Consider the following 18,711-nt stretch of genomic DNA (forward strand, 5'->3'; position numbering starts at 1 on the left):
ATTCTACCAGGAGGCAGCTTCACTTCAATCTTCATACTTTATAAATTTGATAAAAAACCAACACAAAGACTTAATTAAATTCTACACGTAAATCTATGAAATAAAGCATCACTCTGTAAATAAGGAGCTTGATGCTCAATCGTAAACTTATTAATTCTGAGTTGATGCAAGGTTTTGCATGAAACTGCTTATTCTTATTTTCATTCCCCCACCGGCCTTTATTTAGCGGAAGAAAACAAATCAATTTCCTTTCCATCTTCAAAAAACTGAAACCGATCCTTTAAAAACTCTCTGATCAGTGGCATATCCGGGCGATAGGATTTATTTTCCAAGCCAAAGGCCTGCAATACAACAAGGGGCACCATATTTTGCAAATTCTCGGTGAGCTGATCGAAGGTAATAATGCTTTTATCAACCGCTTGGTACCATTCCTTTTCATCTTTACTGAGTAAATCGAAATGGCGCTTACGTTGTTGCTCCGCTTTGGCTAGATTGACCTCCATGTGAGCTTTGGCTTTATGATTCACCACGATATGACCCAGTGCATGCAAAATCTGCCAATCCAACCAGCCGTCGGCTCGTAATTCCGTGATGATCTCCTGGAACCAAGCTTGAGTGATCAAAATGGGCAAGGATACGGAAAGCGGCTTCTGCAGGTTGTTGATCCGGTTTTGTATCCGCTCCATCGCATTAGCGGAATCATAGACCTGCGAAATTCCCCTTCGTTCTCGCAAGGCGGTATTTTTCGGGACTTTCTTAGCCTCAGGACCAAAAGGTGTCCAGACTCCAATCATCCTGTTTGCGTCAAACCAGGACTTGTCATAGAACTCCCGGAATACATTTTCATAGGATTGGCCAAAGCTTACTTTTGAAATGATTTCATGGTTTTTCAGGACAGGTGCAATCAATGGTTCATAGTTTTCTTTTGACAGCATGGAGCGCTGGTACAGTAAGGCTTGGGCACATACAATTTGATTGAATATATGCTTTGAGCGGTCAGCGGGTGTTTTTCCTGAGAAACGGGATAATTTAACCAACATCGCCAGGTCATCTTCAATTTCCACCTCCTCTATATCGCACTTTCCCGATTGAACCCATACCAAATGGATCCGGGCTTTTCCAGGTAAAAAATTAAAATCAATTGCTGAAACTTCTGAAAGCAGGATTTGAAAGGTGCATATGAATTCTTCCGCAATTGCGGTCGTTAGGAAATCATTTTTAAAACTGAAATGCCAATCACAACCGCTGGCATTAAATAAAAATTCATGATCGATCCCCAGATCATTAAAAGGTGAACCGGGTATTTCTTGGGCAAGCTTCAGTTTAAACTGTTCATCATCAAGCGTTTTTTTGAAATCATCCTGGAATTTTTGAATATGAATTTTTAGACCAGAGGCGGCATTTATCGTTTCATCCAGAATAGGCATGGCCTTGGGGATATACCTACGCGCGCTCTCAAAAATAACAGCAGGATAATAAAGAAGCGGCAAACTATCTTCGTGCTCAAATAAATCAAAATCCTTAGTCATCATCTCATGGGTACCCAGGAGTATAGGTACCAATCTCAGATAGGACAACCAGGCTCCCCTAGCATAGTCGCAGTTCATTACCATATTAATCCCCATTACTACTTTATCTGACAATGCCGTCTCCCGACTTTTGTGGGCAATATAGGCTGAAACCAGTGCAAAATACTTCGCAGCCAGCAACAAGTCCATCTTATAATAAGTATCCGACAACAACAGACAAGTCAGTATCATCCCCTCTTGGGTATCCTTATTGAACCACTTCAGTTTTAATTCATGTAATAGTTTAATTGCTTTATCATGATGTCCGGACTTGAGATAGATCACCGCCCGGTCCCTAAGCTTTCCTCCTGCGGCGGCCATTCCACCTTTTTTCAGGTAGACATCATCCACATCCGCAGTAATCTCCTCCAAGTCTTCCAAATTGATGTCAAGCCTTAAAAAAATACGGATATACTCGTTCAAACGGTTACTCAACTGACTGATGGGAAAGAAATGCGTTTCCTGCAGACATTCCAGTAATTCGTCTAATGCATCAATAAAGTCGTCATAATTGTCAAGAATATCCTTATTTGACCTCCTATCGTTCAGTATAAAGTTCGCTCGGATTTCAAGTAACATTGCCTTATGATCTATGCTATGGGCATCTTTAAGTAAGGAAGTAAGCAGGGTATCCATCCGACCAGAGATCTCATCAAGAAAATCCTCAGAAAGCTTATGGCGACTTAGATACAGGGAGTTGTTGCAAAAGGAAAGCAAATTCTGTGCGTCTTCCAAATCTGGCGTTGCCAAATAAGCCTCAAAATCTTTGAAATATTTTTCGATATTTTCTTCCTGCCCTTCCACAAAATCAAGCCCAACCAATGAGGTCACAAATTTTTCATAGATGGACTTTCTAACCAGTTGGGATGGCAGTAACGGATTTGAAATGACCTCATCCAGCTTGGGGAACCAGAAAGTCAAATCACTTTTCAGCTGGTCTTTTTTATAAATATGACGGATGGCGCCTTTAACTTCTTCGAACTCCTGAAAAGTACTGAGCGGGCGCTTTCTTTGCTGGTATTCCTTTTTTAACACTTCGTACCAATTTTCTTCCAGACGTTCGGGAAAAACTTCCGAAGATACGTTCAGAAACTGCGCGGCAATCCAAAACAAATCCGGATCGCAGAGCTGCATCGCCAAAGCCTGGGCATCAAAAATCTCCAAGGCAATGCCAAATTCTTTTTTGACATACTCCTGAACTTTATGGCGGGCAGCTACAGGAATATCTTCTCCGCTAAAAAAATAAACCCGTTCCACCTTGGTTCCTCCACTGGTAATGACCCGCACATCAGAAACCACCTTTCCATTTTTCTTAGTAGGATCCTTCTGAAGCGAACAGGCAAAAGCAACAGCGCCTGCCGAATCTGCCGCTAAAAAACTTGACCGAGCGATTTCAGTATTGGAAAGATAAGTATGAAAAGTCTCAAAATCTCTTCCCTGGTCACCTCCCGCCTGCACTGGGCCGGTTGCCGGAAGTATGTTGCGGTGAATCCGAAGTCTGGCGTAATAAAGGCAAATCTTTTCAAAATCAGCCGATCCGTTGTTTGCCGAAAGCTGGCCAATATGGAATCTTATGTATTGCTGGAGATCAATTAAATTCATGAAGCGAAAATCGTTATACCTGGAACCGATAAATATACCTGATCTGAAGGAATAAAAATAGCAACGTTGATCCAAGATATCGATTTAATACCGCTAGAAATGGTCATGTGGAAAAATATTCAGGTTTTTGACCGCACACACCGGGTTTTGGGATATTTAGATAACAGAGATCAGATTACCACCCCAAAAGTCAAATGAAAACTTCGAATTAAATTTCGTCATTCATTTCCTATTTACCCGGAATACCCATGTTGTGCAGAATTTTTTCATACCGCTCTCGGGTAATGTTCTCGGCCTTATACAAAGCAGCATAATAAGCCGGCATATCCTGAACAAAAGCCTTGCCATCCTGGTAATCAGCATATTCCATGTAAACGGTTAATGCAGCTTCAGTCCAAACAATCCCATCATCCAGCACAATTGTCTTTGCCAGCCTGTAATAAAAATCAGCCACTTCATCGCTTACAATTTCAGAAGGCAGCCACCAATGGCAACCTTTACCCGCTTCCAGTTTAACTGCTTCGGTATAAAATGAGATTTGCTTGAGCTCATCCAGGAATTTCACACAATTGCTTTTGGGATTAGAAAAATCCCGGATCAGTTCCGGATCATTAACGCCCATCTGTTTCAGCAAGGGAAACATCCATGGATAATTTTTAGATTTATGGCTTCTGAGCTCACGCCAAAGTGAAGCAATCTTTTGTTTAGACAGCAAAAGTTCTTTGATTTTCTCCACTTTACCATATTCTTCAATAGCCAAAATGGCCAGGGCAACAACTCTAGGATAACGTTTATTCTCCAATAAGACTGCGGCATCTTCCAGCAGCTCTTTCGCATTGCGAAGCGCTAATAGGATACCTTCAGCAGCTTCTTTTGGGTTAATGACAGCACTGAACTGCTGTTCTAGTGGTAATGGTGTGACAAAATCCATGGGCCTTAGGTTGTGTGCAATGGCAGTAAATATACTTAATCAAGTTTAAGACTGGCTATTCAAATGATAAAACCCAGTATCGATACCTCCTCTATTCCTAAATCCTTAAAAAATCCAGCAATTAAATCTTCAGCAATCCTATCAGTCCATCAGTAACATCCTTTCAATTCTCCAACACTAAAAACCCTACAGCTATTTTTACTTATATTTACTTAACCCTGCATATCAACCAGTGCAACAAAAAACTTAATGCAAATGATATTGACCAGTAAGCGCTCAGCCTATTTCCCTAGCCTTGACACATCAGTTAAAATTGATCCAGTAACTCTTCTGGGAATACATACAACTGAAAACGTAAACGAAGGTTAAATGGAAAACTACAAAATATTCACTTTTGGTGGTGCTGGCAACAGCATTGCAAATACATTACTCTTAAATAGCTTCGGGGAAGACAAAATATTTTATTTTGACACCGACCAGAATGCGATCAATTCAAGTCCTTTGATCAACAAATTCCTGATCGGAAAACAAGCCGCTGCTGGAAAGAGTACAAATGCAGACACTAACATTGCAAGAATAGCATTCAATGAAGACAAAGACCTCATTAAAAGACTGATCACCACAGACAACATTTATGTCCTGATGGGCGGTTTTGGTGGCGGAGTTTTTTCCGGCATGATTACTTTAATCTCTGCTCTACTCAAAGAAAGTAATAAAGCTTTTATCATCATCAGCACTTTCCCGCTCAAATTTGAAGGGAACAGGATGAAACAAGCGGTAGATATCATTGAAGAACTAAATCACCATACCGATAAGCTCATTTTATTAAAAACAGATGATTTACAAAAATCTTTCGGGGATTTATCTGTAGAAGAGACCTTTCGAAAGACAGACCACATGCTGGTAGAGATTGTAAAAGAAATGACACAGCAAACTCAGCACACCAGCGAAATCATCAATAAAAGCAGCATTCTATTGAATCCAATATTGGAAGACATCATTCTTCAAATCAAAGCTTTCATTACAACAAGTCCTTACCTGATCGCAACAAGCAGTTCAAAGATCATCGTGTCCAACACCAATAAAGAAATATTAAAAGCCTTAACCATCGATCCTGAATACGTCCACACCATTTCGCCCAGAAAATTTGAAGAATTAATCGCTTACATTTATACCATGTCAGGACTTGAAACTGAACTCACCAAGCAATCCCGGGACAACGGAGCAGACATCCTGGTATGGACACCTCCACCAGTTCTGGGTGACAAATTCCTTACCGTTATCCAAGCCAAAAGATACATTAAAAAAAATAAAGTTGGTTCCGGAGAAATTAGAGAACTGGGTGGAACAAGCTTATTATTTAAGGCAGACAAGGCACAAATGATCACTACAAGCGACTACAGTAAACCCGCAATCGAAACAGCTAAATCTTTCAAAATTGACCTCTTGAGATTTTATGAATTAAATGAGACCATTAAAGGGTTACTGGCTGGCTAAAAATGTGTTCCAAGCCTAAATTTAACTGCTATCCTAGCCGGCAAAAAATCAATTTTATTTTTCGTATGCCGGGTTGCCATTCGCATCCGTAAAAGCAAGCGCTACATCATCTGCTTCTGATTGTCTCCCAATTGAAGCTAAACTGTTATAAGTTGCTTTAATGAGGGTGTAAACACCACGACACCGCCCACTACATAAGTATCGTTACTATAGGTTAAATGTCCTTTGTTATTTAAATCAACTGCCAGCGCTGCACCAGTCATCTTTTGTTTTCTCGCCATTAATTGTTTCGCTAAATCCGCAATGTATTCTTTTTTTGCATCCATATTTTGACTGGTTAATTTTAAATAATCAGAACTTTCGTCAATGTACCCATTAAATGATCAAAAAAAAAAATCCAACCTCAGTTATCGGAAAATAAAAAATCATCATAAATTGGAATAAACTGTTGGTCAACACCTTGACAATAGTATAACTTTATAGAAATGCAAACGTTTATTTCTCGCACTTGTTTTTCAACTCCGTTAATTCATTACGGCCTTCCTGCACAATGATCTTCAACTCCAGTAAAAATATTTTTTCAAGTTATTTCCTATTATTTATCATCGAATGCATAGATTAACTACCAAATATAACTAGGCGAACTTCAAATTTAAGGAAAACTCACTGACATTCCTGAAAATCAAGTTAGACCTTTGATATAATCTTATAAGCGCCTAGCCTACTTAAATTACCTCTCAAAATCAGAATCAAATTCATAGTAAAATTATATTTTATTTATAAATTAGCTCCGTAGCATTTGCAGCTAAAAAGAAAACAAGATCGGTGAGTGATTCGGTGAGTCAATAATCAAAAACCTCACCCAAACCATATTAAAGCGGGATTTTAACCGTGGGTACAATTCCCCCACTCTCCGCCAAGGTATCAGAACCTAGAAAAAGCCTGGAATCGTAAGATTTCAGGCTTTTTCGTTTTTATCAGGTATCAAAATTCTCCTAAAATCCTATAAGATTGGTGATTCGGTGAGTAATTTTTGAAAAGGAAATGACTCACCAGAAACCAAACATCAAGCTGATATTGAACAGGTTACGAGAATACCCATAGAGGGTATTTCTGGGCAGCTCAGGCTCCGCCAGCTAAACTCGTATTCTTCGAATATCAACCAGAATGCAATCAGCAAGTGCCACAAGAACTGCTATCAGATTACAAAGGATACCTCTAAAGTGACGGCTACAGCTGTTATGAAACGCTTGCAGTAAACAAGGATATCACTCTATTATGTTGCATGGCGCATGCCCGGCGCTATTTCCTCGAATCAGAAAGAAATGACCCGATAAGGGCAGGTTGCACTTTGGGCAATGGCTGGAAGAAAATGCCGGGATGCTAAACGAGAAAAGTGCTATTCACAAAGCCTTTGCTTATACCATGAAACGGTATAAACGGCTATCAGTGTATATAGAAAACGGCGACTTAAAAATTGACAACAACCCAATTGAGGGCAGTATAAGAGGAATCGCCTTGGGAAGAAAGAACTTTCTGTTCTGCGGTTCCCATGACGCAGCTCAAAGAAGTGCCATGCTATATTCTTTCATGGGAACATGCAAATTACAAGGTATTAATCCCATGGTATGGATGGTAGATGTCCTGAGAAAAATTAACAAACATCCGGCAGCAAAAATACAGGATCTTTTACCGCACCGTTGGAAAGAGCTACAGGAAATCGAAACTGTGCTGTAGTGTTAGCTTACTATTAACCAAAGCAATTAATACTGAAATCATCAGAAATATTTAAAGACCTGAAAAAGGTCTATTTATAGCAATAAATATTCTTAACGAACTTAGAACAAAAAAATAAAAACGATACATTCATGAATGCTTTTATTTAGGTTCAGCTACATTAAGTTAAAGCATTATTTCTGAGCCAGAAAAATTTTGTGATATGGCGGAACATCATATTTACATACAGCGCTCAAATTAAAATACGCAGCCGACTCTTCCAAAAGGTCAAAAGAAAATACATGCTGGTGCAACCCTCTCACCTCAAAATTATTTTCGCATCTTTTTTTAAATACCTCGAAATCCCGCCCCGCACCAGGATCCATTTTTAAGTTGTGCAACTGCAGAATCTCACTTAAATGTGTTAAATCATCTTCTCCAATATTTGACTCAAAATCAGATAATATATGAGAAAAAGATGTATAGGGCCTGTTTCTGTCAAAGGTAAATCTCTTATCAGGCAAAACAAGTAATATAAATCCTCCCGGTTTCAATACTCTAACCCATTCCTTTACCGCCTTTAAGGGGTTTGCGATATGTTCTAAATTATGAGAGGACAATAGAAAATCGTATTTCTCATCGGCTATTTCATCTAGACGAGAACCGTCCAAAATATATTGACGCCCCGATTTCTTTGGGTGATATTTATATTCATTAGTCTCTATCGCTCCTTCCCAAATGGTATTTCTACTAAAATTACATCCGTCAATCTCTTTAGCCCAGTCATAGATTGGAAATACATCAGAAGAAAAAAAATCACTCGGGCCTCCTATTTCCAGCCCAATTTTATTGTCAAAGGCAAATTTATACGACGATAGTTTTTTCTTATAATTATTTTTGAACAATGCCAGTAATAATTTTGTTCTCCACTCAACTGTATTAAAACGTAGGTTATAAAAAAAGTCCATCTATTTTTTTTAATAAAAATCACTAAAAGATAAAGCAAAAGTAAGCCTATGCAATTTATTATAATTGGGCTCGCTCAGAATTGCGAATGTATTAATAATTAACATAAGGTCAGCTGCCTATTCTAACTTATTAGAACACCATTGACCTCTTTCCAATGAAATCCTCCAAACAATAAAGCGCATTGAAGACAAACTCCAATACGCTTTACATGATAATTGTTCAAAGTTTTTTTATGGCTTTATGGCATAAAAATTCACGCCTAAATTCACATATCCATTTTGAGCATATGGATAATCATTAGGATTAATTGTATAAACATGATTTCTCATACCGTCATGATAAAATACGTACACCGGATAAGAGCCATTATTATTGATTTTGAGAACCCTGTTATAACCATATGAATTATACCAGTAATGTACTGGAAAAGTTTTGAACAAAAGGATATTCATCAGTGCGGTGCATATTGACGTGACCTTTGGCGGATTATAAATTTGGCTTTATAAAAACATTATTATGGAGCTACAGAAATCAAACGCGCATGCCCGGCGCTATTTCCTGGAATCAGAAAGAAATATATAAAGCTGGAGAATTAGATGAGATATCAACCTGTGCAAAATTTGCACAAGTTCAAACAGAAGCTCAAGAACTATAAGAAGAGAGGTGATTCACTACAATTTGGATCTTCTCTTTTCAGTTGGTTATAGAATAAATTCAAAACCAGGCGTCCAATTTCGCATTTAGGCCAATAAAATTCTGAAGGAATATTTAGTGAAAGGCGATTCTTTAAACGAGACGCGATTAAGAGAACAGAATGACCAATTAAAATCCTTGAAGAACACTGTATGATTATTAAGTAATACATTAGAAAACAAGTCATTAAATTCTGACGAAGCCACCGGGTTATTGAGAGCCGTAACGGATTACGCCTACGCACTTGATATCTTGACAAATATGACCATCAACAATTAGCTATTGAAGGATTAGACTTACATTTCTGAAAAACTCACAAAACAAGTTAGTAACAACCCCGGATCGATTTTCTTTTTATAGTGCTTTGGAAGATGCTCAATACTTATACATCTTGATTAAAATAACGTAACGAACTAAATTTATTCACTTAAATCGATTGCGATGAACAAGACATTAGGTAGAGATTTTATTTTGTACCAATTTCTTTAATAATTTTCTCCCTATGCTGCATCCCCCAGGAAGCCATTTCATTGATTATAGGTTTGAGCGAATAACCATATGCTGTGAGTTCGTATTCTACAGTTATTGGTTTTGTATTCAATACAGTCCGCGTAATCAAACCATTTAATTCCAATTCCTGTAATTCTTTGGATAGCATTTTTGCCGCTATACCTTCAATATTCATAATCAGTTCCATAAACCTTTTTTTACCAAAACTGAGTGAACCGATGATAGGTATCTTCCATTTTCCAGCCAAAACGTCCATGGTATCGCGTATAGCACGGTGATGGATGGCACAAGCATCCTGATTTATGTTATCCTTTTTTTTCATTTTAATAATGGTTTCCTCAAGGAAATCAGTTTCCTCCGGTAAACCCATTACAAAACTAAACTATAACACGGGTAAATTTGCATTATGTGAATTTCATAAAATTATAGTTACCAATAAAGTCTTAAAATAAAATATATGGATCAGTCAAATCATATTTCCACTAACGGACCTACAAATGTTCCAACAGCAGTTTGCTCTCAAAGCCCAATTATACTGTCAGCACCTGGCCGTGAACATCAACTGCAGGTCCGAGTTTCCGCTCCATTAACCGGCAGCAATTTGCCTGTTATTATTTTCTCGCACGGCTTTGGATCTTCAATGGATGCTTATGCTCCGCTTGTCAATTACTGGGCGGCTAACGGCTTCATTGTGGTGCAGCCTACTTTTCTTGATTCAAGAACCCTTAGTATAAATCCAAAAGCAGGTCATAGTGAAGCGGTCAAAGCATATCTGGAAGATCCCCGGAAGCCAGACATGTGGAGATACCGTGTAGATGATGCAAAGCGTATTCTTGACCAATTGGATTTTATTGAAGATTCTGTTTTAGGTCTTAAAGGCCGGTTAAACAAAAATCTTATCGCAGTGGCAGGGCATTCATTTGGAGCCCAAACCACTTCAACGTTGCTAGGTACGCGGGTGCTAAATGCCGACGGCAGCTTAAGTGAAAATCTTTCTGATCCGCGTATAAAGGCTGGTGTCCTGCTCAGTGCTGGTGGCCGCGGCGGTAAGGCTTTGAGCCGTTTTGCTAAAGAACATTTCCCTCATTTAAACCAAAGTTATAAAGAAATGAATATTCCAACGCTAATAGTTGCAGGCGACAATGACAGATCTCAATTGACCGTAATCGGGCCAGAATGGTTTACAGATGCCTACCACCTAAGTCCCGGTGCAAATGCATTGGTTACTTTATTTGGTGGAGAACATATGCTTGGCGGGATTTCGGGGTATCTGGTAACTGAGACTACAGATGAAAACCCTAATCGTGTTCATGCTGTACAGCGACTCACTTGGGCTTATCTTCGAAGCGCGCTTTACCCTAAAGATAGTGCGTGGATGGACGCCTGCACATGGCTAGCAGCCAATCCTAATCCACAGGGGAATGTCATTATCAAATAACTCCGATATAATCGACCTGATAGTAGTTATCTTTTATTCATTTTTATCTTCTTGTGTTTATGAAATAATTCAGTACAGCTTTTAGCATAACCGAAATAGATTTCTTCTCCAAAGTCTTCTAAATTTATTAAATTAAACTTCATTTTAGTTTTTATAGTTGGTATTTTAATTAGCTCATCTTTATCCGTATCATAATAATTCCAATTTCCAATATAATCTGCAGTTAAAAGATTGACACTAGACTCACCACTTCCGTCGCTAATAGCATTCCCAAATTCATATCTACTCATACCAATTAATTGTATTTTCTTTGTTTTAGTGTTGTATCTAAATTGATTTTTATAACCCGCACGCATCCAGTCGTTAAAAAATTCAAAACCGTTTTTTGTTTCAATAACACCTGACATTAAATTCAAAATATCAATAGGTTTGCTTAATATTGGATTGTAATTTTTTGTGGATAATTTACAAACGATTGTATATTTTGTTGAGTCAACATATACCGTATCCATTATGCCGTCATTATCAACATCTTTTAATAATTTGTTCTGTCCAAAAACAGTTAATTGAGTTAATAGAAAAATTAATGTTACTACTGACTTTTTCATAAGTTTTCTGTTTATTTTCAATCATTAATTCGTTTTATTAACTGCTATTTCGCAGTTAAATTTGACTTGAAATACTTGAATTTCAAATTATCCTCATTACCCGTCCGTGTTCCATTATACAGTTCAAGAGCTATAGTATTCTCATCCACCCATGTCAAATCATTAATTGACCAGTCTTTGGTATAATAATTAAGAGAAGGTATTATTCCTTTTAACCCGATTCCTGTTGAAACATTGAATAAAAAAATTTCTGCTCTATATTCATAATAGTTTCCATAATCAGGACCATCATATGATGAACAAACGACTAGTTGATTACACGATGGAGAAAGTAACATCTTTAATATTCCTGCATCATAGGTTGAAGGCATTAACATTTTTCTATTTGTATTCCTTTCTGCGAGGTAAGTTTCACAAATTTCCTTGCAGTTCTGAATCACATAAAGACCTGAACTACTGATAAATTGTCCGGAATCCAAAACGCAACTTGTTTTATATTTCCCTTTGTAGGACTGAAACTCATCCTTCGATATTTCAGTAAAATTTAAAGAATCATTATCCAATATCAGAGCATCAATAACTGTTTTTCTTTCTATGTTATGATTTCTACTGTTTTTCTTCGATATGTCAGAAATAACAGTTGCAGCGTCAGCCTCTACCTTTGGGCTATCATTTGTCAAATAGCTTACGATTAAAAAAATGAGCCCAATTTGTAATTTCGAAGTCTTCATGTCTTTAATTTTCTTTGACAAAACTGATGCCCGTTAAATTTTAAATAGAAAATACCTGGTTCGCTATTGTATCCTGAACCTATTAATGCTGTTAATTTTATATCGGCCATTTTATCTTTTAAATAATTTCCTTGACTGTCTACAGCATATTCAGGGGATATGGAACTTAGCCAGCTTTAATGAGGTTACTTTGTTCCTATCGCCTGGCTGTTTCATTTAAAAAAATATCACTAAAGAATTGACATGCAACGAATTATATACTTATCTCATATATTTCAAACTTAATAATAATTATGATCTTATACCACCAGGAAAAATTTAAGCTGTCATGGCGATTATTTCTAAGATCATATTTTATATGCCAGGATTTTTTAATTCGAAGCAAACTGTTTTATATCAAAAAGATGAACAAGATGAATATGTAGCACTTCCACTATGCAAGAAAGGTTAATTTCAACGCATACACTAAAATAAACCTCTTTTTTCGTTGATAGTTAGTGATCTATAGTTAGAAGGTAAAACCCACCCATTATACTATAAACATATTTTTATATTATCTTCAAACATTCAATCCTTAAACATAAAAAAAAATCTAATGCAAGAAAAAACAATTAACTACTCTCCTTTTTTATTAGGGGCTTTACTTATGCTTGGTACGCTCGTAGGGTGTAAAAAAGATAATGTTAGTCCATCAAAGCCGGAACCACCTGTACTTTCTATGAACCAATTGTACCAAAGCGCCATACTGGATGCAATGGTGGCTGATGATTCAGAAATAATTGATACGTTATGGGCATTAACGCCTGAAAACAAGTCCTTACAATGGAAAACAATTAAAGGCAAACCATATGTTTTGATGGCTAGTTTTATGCGTTTTCCATCCAGCTATCCGGTTGGTGATTCAATTACTACTGTATGGGGTGAATCCTGGCTATTCATCCCGCAGCAAATGAAAGCACGCATAGGTTCTTCTTTCTCTCCAACAAGTGATACCACAATGCGTATCTGTCAGTTGTTGGGCCTACCCCCTGCTAATGAACGAAGCAATACGCACATCGCCGAGGTTTGGGTAAACCCCGAACGTTTGTACAGGCCGGCCGGCAGCCGGGTGATCAACACTAAAACAGCCAGTGCGCCACTAAGTAGTAATAGTCCTGAGAGTTTCAGTTCATGGTTTAATAATTACATTGTTTTCGCCTATTATCGAACATTATCAGCTACTACAGATTACCATTATCCCTGGACACGTTTGGGGTATACCTATGACTGGGCCCCCAAAGCAAAGGAGGTAGGATTAAGTGAATACGTTTTTCAAGCCAGTTCAGGCGCCTGGGTAGAAAAGGTATCAAAAGTGGGTAACTATTTTAAAAAATAGTCCGACAATTAAAAATGATACAGGTTTATCTATCTTTAAACAAAATCCTACGACAAGGCTTATGAAAAACGAGACAGACCTGAAACTCGCTGTACTAATAGATGCAGATAATGTTCCCTACGCAAATGTAAAAGAGATGTTCGAGGAAATTGCCAAATACGGTACACCTACCTTCAAAAGAATCTATGCCGACTGGACCAAACCCACAGTTTCCGGCTGGAAGAAAGTACTACTGGAAAATGCCATCACCCCCATTCAGCAGTATAGCTATTCCAGCGGTAAAAATGCGAGCGACAGTGCACTGATAATTGATGCAATGGACATCCTCTATACAGGAAAAGTGGACGGCTTCTGTATTGTCTCCAGTGACAGTGACTTTACCCGATTGGCCACCAGACTTCGGGAAGCAGGGATGAAAGTAATTGGGATTGGCGAGAAGAAAACCCTTACGCCTTTTATTACTGCCTGTGATAAATTCATCTACATTGAGATCCTGAAACCTAAGTCGCAACCTTCGGAAGATAATAGCCTGTCACAAACCGCAACCGGCACTAAATCTGCGGAAACACAGCCTTTAAACAAGGTTGATCCCGGAATCATCAGACTCTTTACAGATAGCATTACCGATCTGGCAGATGAAGATGGATGGGCTTACCTTGGAGATCTGGGCAGTCTGATGATGAAGAAAAAACCAGATTTTGATTCCAGAAATTATGGGTTCTATAAATTGCTGCCTTTAATAAAAAGCATCAACCGCTTTGAAGTGGATGAAAGAGAAAGTGGTAAATCTAATGTTAAACACATCTATATCAGAAAAATCACTCAACCGACACCCGCCACGAACCCACAAAAGCCCGGTAACAAGAGAAAATCGACAAAACGGTAAACACTGTAATAATTATAACAGAGAGACAGGTTCCAGTACGCTACTGAAACCTGTCTTTTAACACTAGGACCATTTCTCCGCATAAATGACAATAGCGCTGGAGTCAATCACCACATTTCCATCAGCATATTTTTGGTCCATTAAATCATAGACCTCCGCTTTTATTTTAGCTTTCGTAGCCTCATCGGCTTTACTTAATGCCGCAACAACAGGAGCTGCTACATCAGTCATCAGGTTCCAATACACATCCGTTGTCTTGCAATTCATTTTTCCCGCAATTTCCACTTCTGAAATATCAGTTAAGCCCGCCTTCAGAAACAGGTCAGACACGACACCCGTTTGGGCACAACGAAACATTCCCGGGGCTCCGGGCGGCACAGCAGGCTGCTCCATGTTTTTATTGATTGCTCCCATGATTGCAGTCACCCAGAAGTTCTTTTCCGGAATGTCCCATACTGCTGTGGCAATTCTTCCTCCTGGCCTCAACACCCTTGCCATTTCCTTAGCTGCCAGCTGCATGTCGGGGAAGAACATGAAGCCAAACCGGCAACTGATGGCATCAAAAGAGTGGTCTGCAAATGGGAGTTTACTAACATCACAAACACGGGTATCAATGTTTCCAATATTTCTCCTTGCTGCATTTTCAGAGGCAATTTCTAACATGTCTTCTGCGAGGTCAGTCAGGATTACTTTTCCGGCGCCCAACCTGGAAGCGATGGTTAATCCAGGCTCGCCTGTTCCTGATGCAATATCAAGCACGATGTCATTATTTTGAGGGTTAAGCAAGCGGACAATTTCATCACCCACAGGTTGTAAAAAATCCATCATAAGGTCATCCCATTTTTTCCAGCCAGATGAAAACTTATTCCATACCTCTTTTTGCTGGTCACGTATGATTTCGAATTCTTGTTCCATAACATTAAGATATTAGTTTGCTTACAAGCTACTGCCGGACCGTCCGGTATCACCTGTTCTATTCATTTGACTATTTTTAGTAAAATCAGACAATTAGCACCTTAAAAATTAACAATGAGCGAGACAAAAAATAGAAATAGAGAGGATTAGTAAACGATCCAAAGGAGATATCACTACATAAAGATACCGATATATTTTGATATACAAAAAGTCTGCTATCTTACGATATGCAGACTTTTTGTTTGAATCGAAATCCAGAATTTGCGTCAGTAATTACATGGGCTTATGTTTCTTTGACCTCTACTAAACTTGCATAACCCCTCATTACCGAAACATCAGCTGGGTGTATCAGTACCTGAGGCCTGTACGAAGAAAATGTATAAGTGATGTTAAAGACCCCTTTCACCTGCAATTCGCCATCCCCGGTATATCGAAAATAGACGGGCTTTTGATCCGATGTAGTCAGATTATTTTCGTTTTCTGTTTCATGTATATCAGTATCATTAGCAGAAGTAAATTGCAGGCTTTGCCTTTTTTGTCCGCAGCAGTTCATGGTTTTAATTTTTAAGCGTGATTAAATTAATTTAGGTGCAACAATTGGAGCAGGCTAATTCTTTTTCATCATAATTTGTTCTAAAAATATTGCAGCTGCCGAGAACGAAAGAGTTAACAGTACTTTCTCCATCCAGTCGTTGCCGAAATAAATTCCGAGTGGTAGTGCTACCCAAATAGATAAACAGAAGAAACAATCCATTAATGAACCAAAAAAGCTTTCACCTGCAAGTTTTCTTAGTTTATAAATTACATCAAAAGGACCATCTTCGGCTTGTATTAAATGGGTAACACGCCAAACGGCGAGAACAGAAATTAGAAACAAATAGGCTGTCATTGCACATTGTTTATGGTAAACGTTCAATGGCTACACCCGTGCTTATACTATAGGGAGCTGCATTTGCACCTGCTCCATAACCATTGGTTGTTCTTTTTGATGCCGATAAACCAATAGAAACGGTTGCATAACTTTCAGTAGGTTCAAGCCACTTTCCTGCCGGAACAGGTAAGGGTACGAAAGTGATCTGGTGTGAATTGGAATCTCCAAATTTGCCCGCATCTGCCGTACCTCGAAAACCAGGACAACCATGTGCATCGTTATTATTTGGGTTATCACCATGTAAAATGGTCGGTTCTGGAATCAGACTCCCCAATCGTTTGACTTCAAAACCCGCAGAGGTACCGCATTTTCCGATAGACAGGTCATAATGATCCTGAAATACAGAATTAGGGTGAGTTTCGCAGGCTTTAAATCTAACGTTTAACGGACTGTTTAGAAAAGCCTCCTTAATGCGGTATAAATTACACTCTGCTTTTACAATGTTTACACCATCAGCATCAAACCAGACATCATCTAAGCTAAAGCCCAGGTAATTGTTATCGATAAACATGGCGATCATATCTGTAGCACCTGGAATATGTTTTCCGGCAGCATCGTAGCCATCCATACGGAAATAAACCGTTCCGGGTGCTGTACCCTGATAAATATTTGTATTTAGCTGAATTAGTCGGTTTTTGTCATATGGGATCCAGGGAATCCCTGCTTCAATCTGAGCCTCTACGTTTAAGTAATAAGGCACTTTAATTGCCGGACCACCATCAACTTTTAACGGTACAGTATCGTACGTACCTATCAGTTTGGGTAATAGATCCAAACCAATTCCTTGAAATAAATAGCCCATATAACCCTCGGCTACGTAATTCCAGGAGCTAAAAGGTTCCGACATATTTTTGCTATATCTAATGGTATAGAAGGCAATTATAGGGTCTGTAGCCTTCCTTTGTGTATTGTACAAACAACCTTTTACATCTACGATACCTGCCCATGCGGCACAATCTATATTCAAATGCGCCAGAACATTATGGCTCGTAATGCGGCCGTCGGCATGTAAATGGTTATGTAAAGTAGCAGAATTTCTATCCATAGCAGCAAAAGCAAAACTTGCCGTACTGTTTTGGTTGCTGCCTATGATTACATTTCCTAAAGCGCCAATCATATTGCCATTAAAGCAGCTGAAAGGTTTCGGTATTACCGATGCAGGGATGCAAATGTCAATACGTTTAATTTGGCTTACGTTGAAATAACAGGCACTTTCGTACAAAACAGGTGCCCCAACGGTAGTTCCAGGAATACTGACAATCAAATCCGGCAATCGCTGGATGGCAACATTCTCCCCGGCAACAAAGTCTGTAAAGACTTCATCGAATACATCACTAAGTGTATGTTTATAATGGAAAATATAGTTACCATTCATATCGGTAACAGCAAAGCCTAAATTTCTTCGCTCTCCGGTACCGGTATATGGATTTCCAAGTTTTTCCGCAGTGGTACGGTCATATTCTTCGAAATTTAAGCTGATGTTTTTACCATCGGAAACACTGCATCCAAAACGGGCATTGTCAAAAATGCCGACGATATCGCGATGCGCTGCGGCCAACACACTGCTGACCTTGGAATCCAATTCGATGGTTTTACTAAATTTCAGCGTTTTCTCCGGGGAGATATTTTCAGTAGCTTTTTTATTGGCTGCTTTGGTATCAATGGCCTTTTCTTCCTTTTCGATGTTAAATACATCGGCCATGCGAACAGGTGTTTGACGATCATCCATTAAGTTAATCATAATGGGTCTAAAAGGTCCCGGATCTGGCGGATTTGGGTTGACAATAACCGGCGGAATGCGCTCAGGATAATATTTTTCAATAATTTCACGTATTCTTGGGTTCTTTAATGCCCTTTCTAAAGCATCAGGATGATCAATCACAAAATGACTGCGATAGCAGGGATTATATAAACAGCTGCCGCTGTAAGTGCTGACATGACCATAGGCTAAAAAGTCCTGAGAACCGGCCGGTGTAATGCAGGTCAGTATCAAATCATCGAAATCCTGATCGGCCCCCGCATCATTGGATTGAATTTGAAACTGGTAGGTTCCCCCTACTTTGGTTGGAAATTTAATCCGGGCATCAGAATTCTGGAAACCCGTACCCGGATTATTTTGGATATTAAGGGTCCACATGGCACCATTAACTACCACATCGGCTGCGCCGACTGTACCTGGATAGGTCCCGTTTCCGCTTGTCGCGCCTTGCACTACAAACTGTTGTTTAAAGGCTGCATTTTTGGCCGTAACTCGTATGGTCCAATTGCCTTGCATAGAAATATACATAGTTTTGATTATTTTAAAAGCCTACTCTTTCACAGGATTTTCGGCTGACTCCCC

Annotated in this window: 16 protein-coding genes; 5 read left to right on the top strand and 11 right to left on the bottom strand. The window is 38.8% G+C overall.

Annotated features, from left to right (window positions below; all coding sequences use genetic code 11):
• Positions 1–218 precede the first annotated feature (218 nt).
• Both AAFF35_RS18805 and AAFF35_RS18810 read right to left on the bottom strand, forming a co-directional pair.
• Positions 219–3,170, bottom strand: coding sequence for a hypothetical protein (locus AAFF35_RS18805; protein WP_342328071.1), 2,952 nt, complete (start codon positions 3,168–3,170; stop codon positions 219–221).
• A 229-nt stretch (positions 3,171–3,399) separates the two neighbouring features.
• Positions 3,400–4,101 carry an AbiV family abortive infection protein gene (locus tag AAFF35_RS18810; protein ID WP_342328072.1) on the bottom strand — a complete coding sequence of 234 codons (702 nt, stop codon included), beginning with the start codon at positions 4,099–4,101 and terminating at the stop codon, positions 3,400–3,402.
• Between the two features lie 369 nt (positions 4,102–4,470).
• Between AAFF35_RS18810 and AAFF35_RS18815 the strand changes: the two genes are divergently transcribed.
• Positions 4,471–5,598 carry a restriction endonuclease gene (locus AAFF35_RS18815; protein WP_342328073.1) on the top strand — a complete coding sequence of 376 codons (1,128 nt, stop codon included), beginning with the start codon at positions 4,471–4,473 and terminating at the stop codon, positions 5,596–5,598.
• Between the two features lie 137 nt (positions 5,599–5,735).
• Here AAFF35_RS18815 and AAFF35_RS18820 read toward each other — a convergent pair whose 3' ends face one another.
• The gene (locus AAFF35_RS18820; protein WP_342328074.1) at positions 5,736–5,924 is read right to left on the bottom strand and encodes a hypothetical protein; all 189 of its coding nucleotides are present in this window, start codon (positions 5,922–5,924) and stop codon (positions 5,736–5,738) included.
• Positions 5,925–6,978: 1,054 nt separating this feature from the next.
• Here AAFF35_RS18820 and AAFF35_RS18825 point away from each other — a divergent pair.
• On the top strand, positions 6,979–7,335 hold the full coding sequence (locus AAFF35_RS18825; protein ID WP_342328075.1) for a transposase: 357 nt from the start codon (positions 6,979–6,981) through the stop codon (positions 7,333–7,335).
• Positions 7,336–7,508: 173 nt separating this feature from the next.
• Here AAFF35_RS18825 and AAFF35_RS18830 read toward each other — a convergent pair whose 3' ends face one another.
• On the bottom strand, positions 7,509–8,282 hold the full coding sequence (locus AAFF35_RS18830) for a class I SAM-dependent methyltransferase (RefSeq protein WP_342328076.1): 774 nt from the start codon (positions 8,280–8,282) through the stop codon (positions 7,509–7,511).
• A 1,160-nt stretch (positions 8,283–9,442) separates the two neighbouring features.
• Positions 9,443–9,808 carry a helix-turn-helix domain-containing protein gene (locus AAFF35_RS18835; protein ID WP_342328077.1) on the bottom strand — a complete coding sequence of 122 codons (366 nt, stop codon included), beginning with the start codon at positions 9,806–9,808 and terminating at the stop codon, positions 9,443–9,445.
• Between the two features lie 135 nt (positions 9,809–9,943).
• Here AAFF35_RS18835 and AAFF35_RS18840 point away from each other — a divergent pair, with 135 nt between their 5' ends.
• A complete protein-coding gene (locus AAFF35_RS18840; protein ID WP_342328078.1) occupies positions 9,944–10,924 on the top strand; it encodes an alpha/beta fold hydrolase in 981 nt (326 codons plus the stop codon).
• Between the two features lie 26 nt (positions 10,925–10,950).
• On the opposite strand, the gene AAFF35_RS18845 is transcribed toward AAFF35_RS18840, so the two are convergent.
• Positions 10,951–11,532, bottom strand: a complete 582-nt coding sequence (locus AAFF35_RS18845) for a hypothetical protein (protein WP_342328079.1) — start codon at positions 11,530–11,532, stop codon at positions 10,951–10,953.
• A gap of 44 nt (positions 11,533–11,576) precedes the next feature.
• Positions 11,577–12,263: a hypothetical protein gene (locus tag AAFF35_RS18850; RefSeq protein ID WP_342328080.1), complete on the bottom strand. Its 687-nt coding sequence runs from the start codon at positions 12,261–12,263 to the stop codon at positions 11,577–11,579.
• A 595-nt stretch (positions 12,264–12,858) separates the two neighbouring features.
• On the opposite strand from AAFF35_RS18850, the gene AAFF35_RS18855 reads away from it, so the two are divergent.
• Both AAFF35_RS18855 and AAFF35_RS18860 read left to right on the top strand, forming a co-directional pair.
• Positions 12,859–13,638, top strand: a complete 780-nt coding sequence (locus AAFF35_RS18855) for a hypothetical protein (protein WP_342328081.1) — start codon at positions 12,859–12,861, stop codon at positions 13,636–13,638.
• 61 nt (positions 13,639–13,699) lie between these two features.
• Positions 13,700–14,524 carry an NYN domain-containing protein gene (locus tag AAFF35_RS18860; RefSeq protein WP_342328082.1) on the top strand — a complete coding sequence of 275 codons (825 nt, stop codon included), beginning with the start codon at positions 13,700–13,702 and terminating at the stop codon, positions 14,522–14,524.
• A gap of 63 nt (positions 14,525–14,587) precedes the next feature.
• Here the strand turns inward: AAFF35_RS18860 and AAFF35_RS18865 are convergent, their stop codons facing one another.
• The 4 genes from AAFF35_RS18865 to AAFF35_RS18880 all read right to left on the bottom strand — a co-directional run bounded on the left by AAFF35_RS18865 (position 14,588) and on the right by AAFF35_RS18880 (position 18,657).
• Positions 14,588–15,439, bottom strand: coding sequence for a methyltransferase domain-containing protein (locus tag AAFF35_RS18865; RefSeq protein WP_342328083.1), 852 nt, complete (start codon positions 15,437–15,439; stop codon positions 14,588–14,590).
• Between the two features lie 283 nt (positions 15,440–15,722).
• The gene (locus AAFF35_RS18870; protein WP_342328084.1) at positions 15,723–15,992 is read right to left on the bottom strand and encodes a hypothetical protein; all 270 of its coding nucleotides are present in this window, start codon (positions 15,990–15,992) and stop codon (positions 15,723–15,725) included.
• A 54-nt stretch (positions 15,993–16,046) separates the two neighbouring features.
• Complete coding sequence (locus tag AAFF35_RS18875) at positions 16,047–16,328, bottom strand: DUF1360 domain-containing protein (protein WP_342328085.1); 282 nt, start codon at positions 16,326–16,328, stop codon at positions 16,047–16,049.
• A gap of 10 nt (positions 16,329–16,338) precedes the next feature.
• Positions 16,339–18,657: a hypothetical protein gene (locus tag AAFF35_RS18880; RefSeq protein ID WP_342328086.1), complete on the bottom strand. Its 2,319-nt coding sequence runs from the start codon at positions 18,655–18,657 to the stop codon at positions 16,339–16,341.
• Positions 18,658–18,711: the final 54 nt, after the last annotated feature.

It is taken from the genome of Pedobacter sp. FW305-3-2-15-E-R2A2 (genome assembly GCF_038446955.1).
Lineage (GTDB): Bacteria > Bacteroidota > Bacteroidia > Sphingobacteriales > Sphingobacteriaceae > Pedobacter.

What these genes read in the sequence shown, in the direction of transcription:
- AAFF35_RS18805 (WP_342328071.1), bottom strand. Translation starts at nt 3,170, where the DNA reads ATGAATTTAATTGATCTCCAGCAATACATAAGATTCCATATTGGCCAG.
- AAFF35_RS18810 (WP_342328072.1), bottom strand. Translation starts at nt 4,101, where the DNA reads ATGGATTTTGTCACACCATTACCACTAGAACAGCAGTTCAGTGCTGTC.
- AAFF35_RS18815 (WP_342328073.1), top strand. Translation starts at nt 4,471, where the DNA reads ATGGAAAACTACAAAATATTCACTTTTGGTGGTGCTGGCAACAGCATT.
- AAFF35_RS18820 (WP_342328074.1), bottom strand. Translation starts at nt 5,924, where the DNA reads ATGGATGCAAAAAAAGAATACATTGCGGATTTAGCGAAACAATTAATG.
- AAFF35_RS18825 (WP_342328075.1), top strand. Translation starts at nt 6,979, where the DNA reads ATGCTAAACGAGAAAAGTGCTATTCACAAAGCCTTTGCTTATACCATG.
- AAFF35_RS18830 (WP_342328076.1), bottom strand. Translation starts at nt 8,282, where the DNA reads ATGGACTTTTTTTATAACCTACGTTTTAATACAGTTGAGTGGAGAACA.
- AAFF35_RS18835 (WP_342328077.1), bottom strand. Translation starts at nt 9,808, where the DNA reads ATGAAAAAAAAGGATAACATAAATCAGGATGCTTGTGCCATCCATCAC.
- AAFF35_RS18840 (WP_342328078.1), top strand. Translation starts at nt 9,944, where the DNA reads ATGGATCAGTCAAATCATATTTCCACTAACGGACCTACAAATGTTCCA.
- AAFF35_RS18845 (WP_342328079.1), bottom strand. Translation starts at nt 11,532, where the DNA reads ATGAAAAAGTCAGTAGTAACATTAATTTTTCTATTAACTCAATTAACT.
- AAFF35_RS18850 (WP_342328080.1), bottom strand. Translation starts at nt 12,263, where the DNA reads ATGAAGACTTCGAAATTACAAATTGGGCTCATTTTTTTAATCGTAAGC.
- AAFF35_RS18855 (WP_342328081.1), top strand. Translation starts at nt 12,859, where the DNA reads ATGCAAGAAAAAACAATTAACTACTCTCCTTTTTTATTAGGGGCTTTA.
- AAFF35_RS18860 (WP_342328082.1), top strand. Translation starts at nt 13,700, where the DNA reads ATGAAAAACGAGACAGACCTGAAACTCGCTGTACTAATAGATGCAGAT.
- AAFF35_RS18865 (WP_342328083.1), bottom strand. Translation starts at nt 15,439, where the DNA reads ATGGAACAAGAATTCGAAATCATACGTGACCAGCAAAAAGAGGTATGG.
- AAFF35_RS18870 (WP_342328084.1), bottom strand. Translation starts at nt 15,992, where the DNA reads ATGAACTGCTGCGGACAAAAAAGGCAAAGCCTGCAATTTACTTCTGCT.
- AAFF35_RS18875 (WP_342328085.1), bottom strand. Translation starts at nt 16,328, where the DNA reads ATGACAGCCTATTTGTTTCTAATTTCTGTTCTCGCCGTTTGGCGTGTT.
- AAFF35_RS18880 (WP_342328086.1), bottom strand. Translation starts at nt 18,657, where the DNA reads ATGTATATTTCTATGCAAGGCAATTGGACCATACGAGTTACGGCCAAA.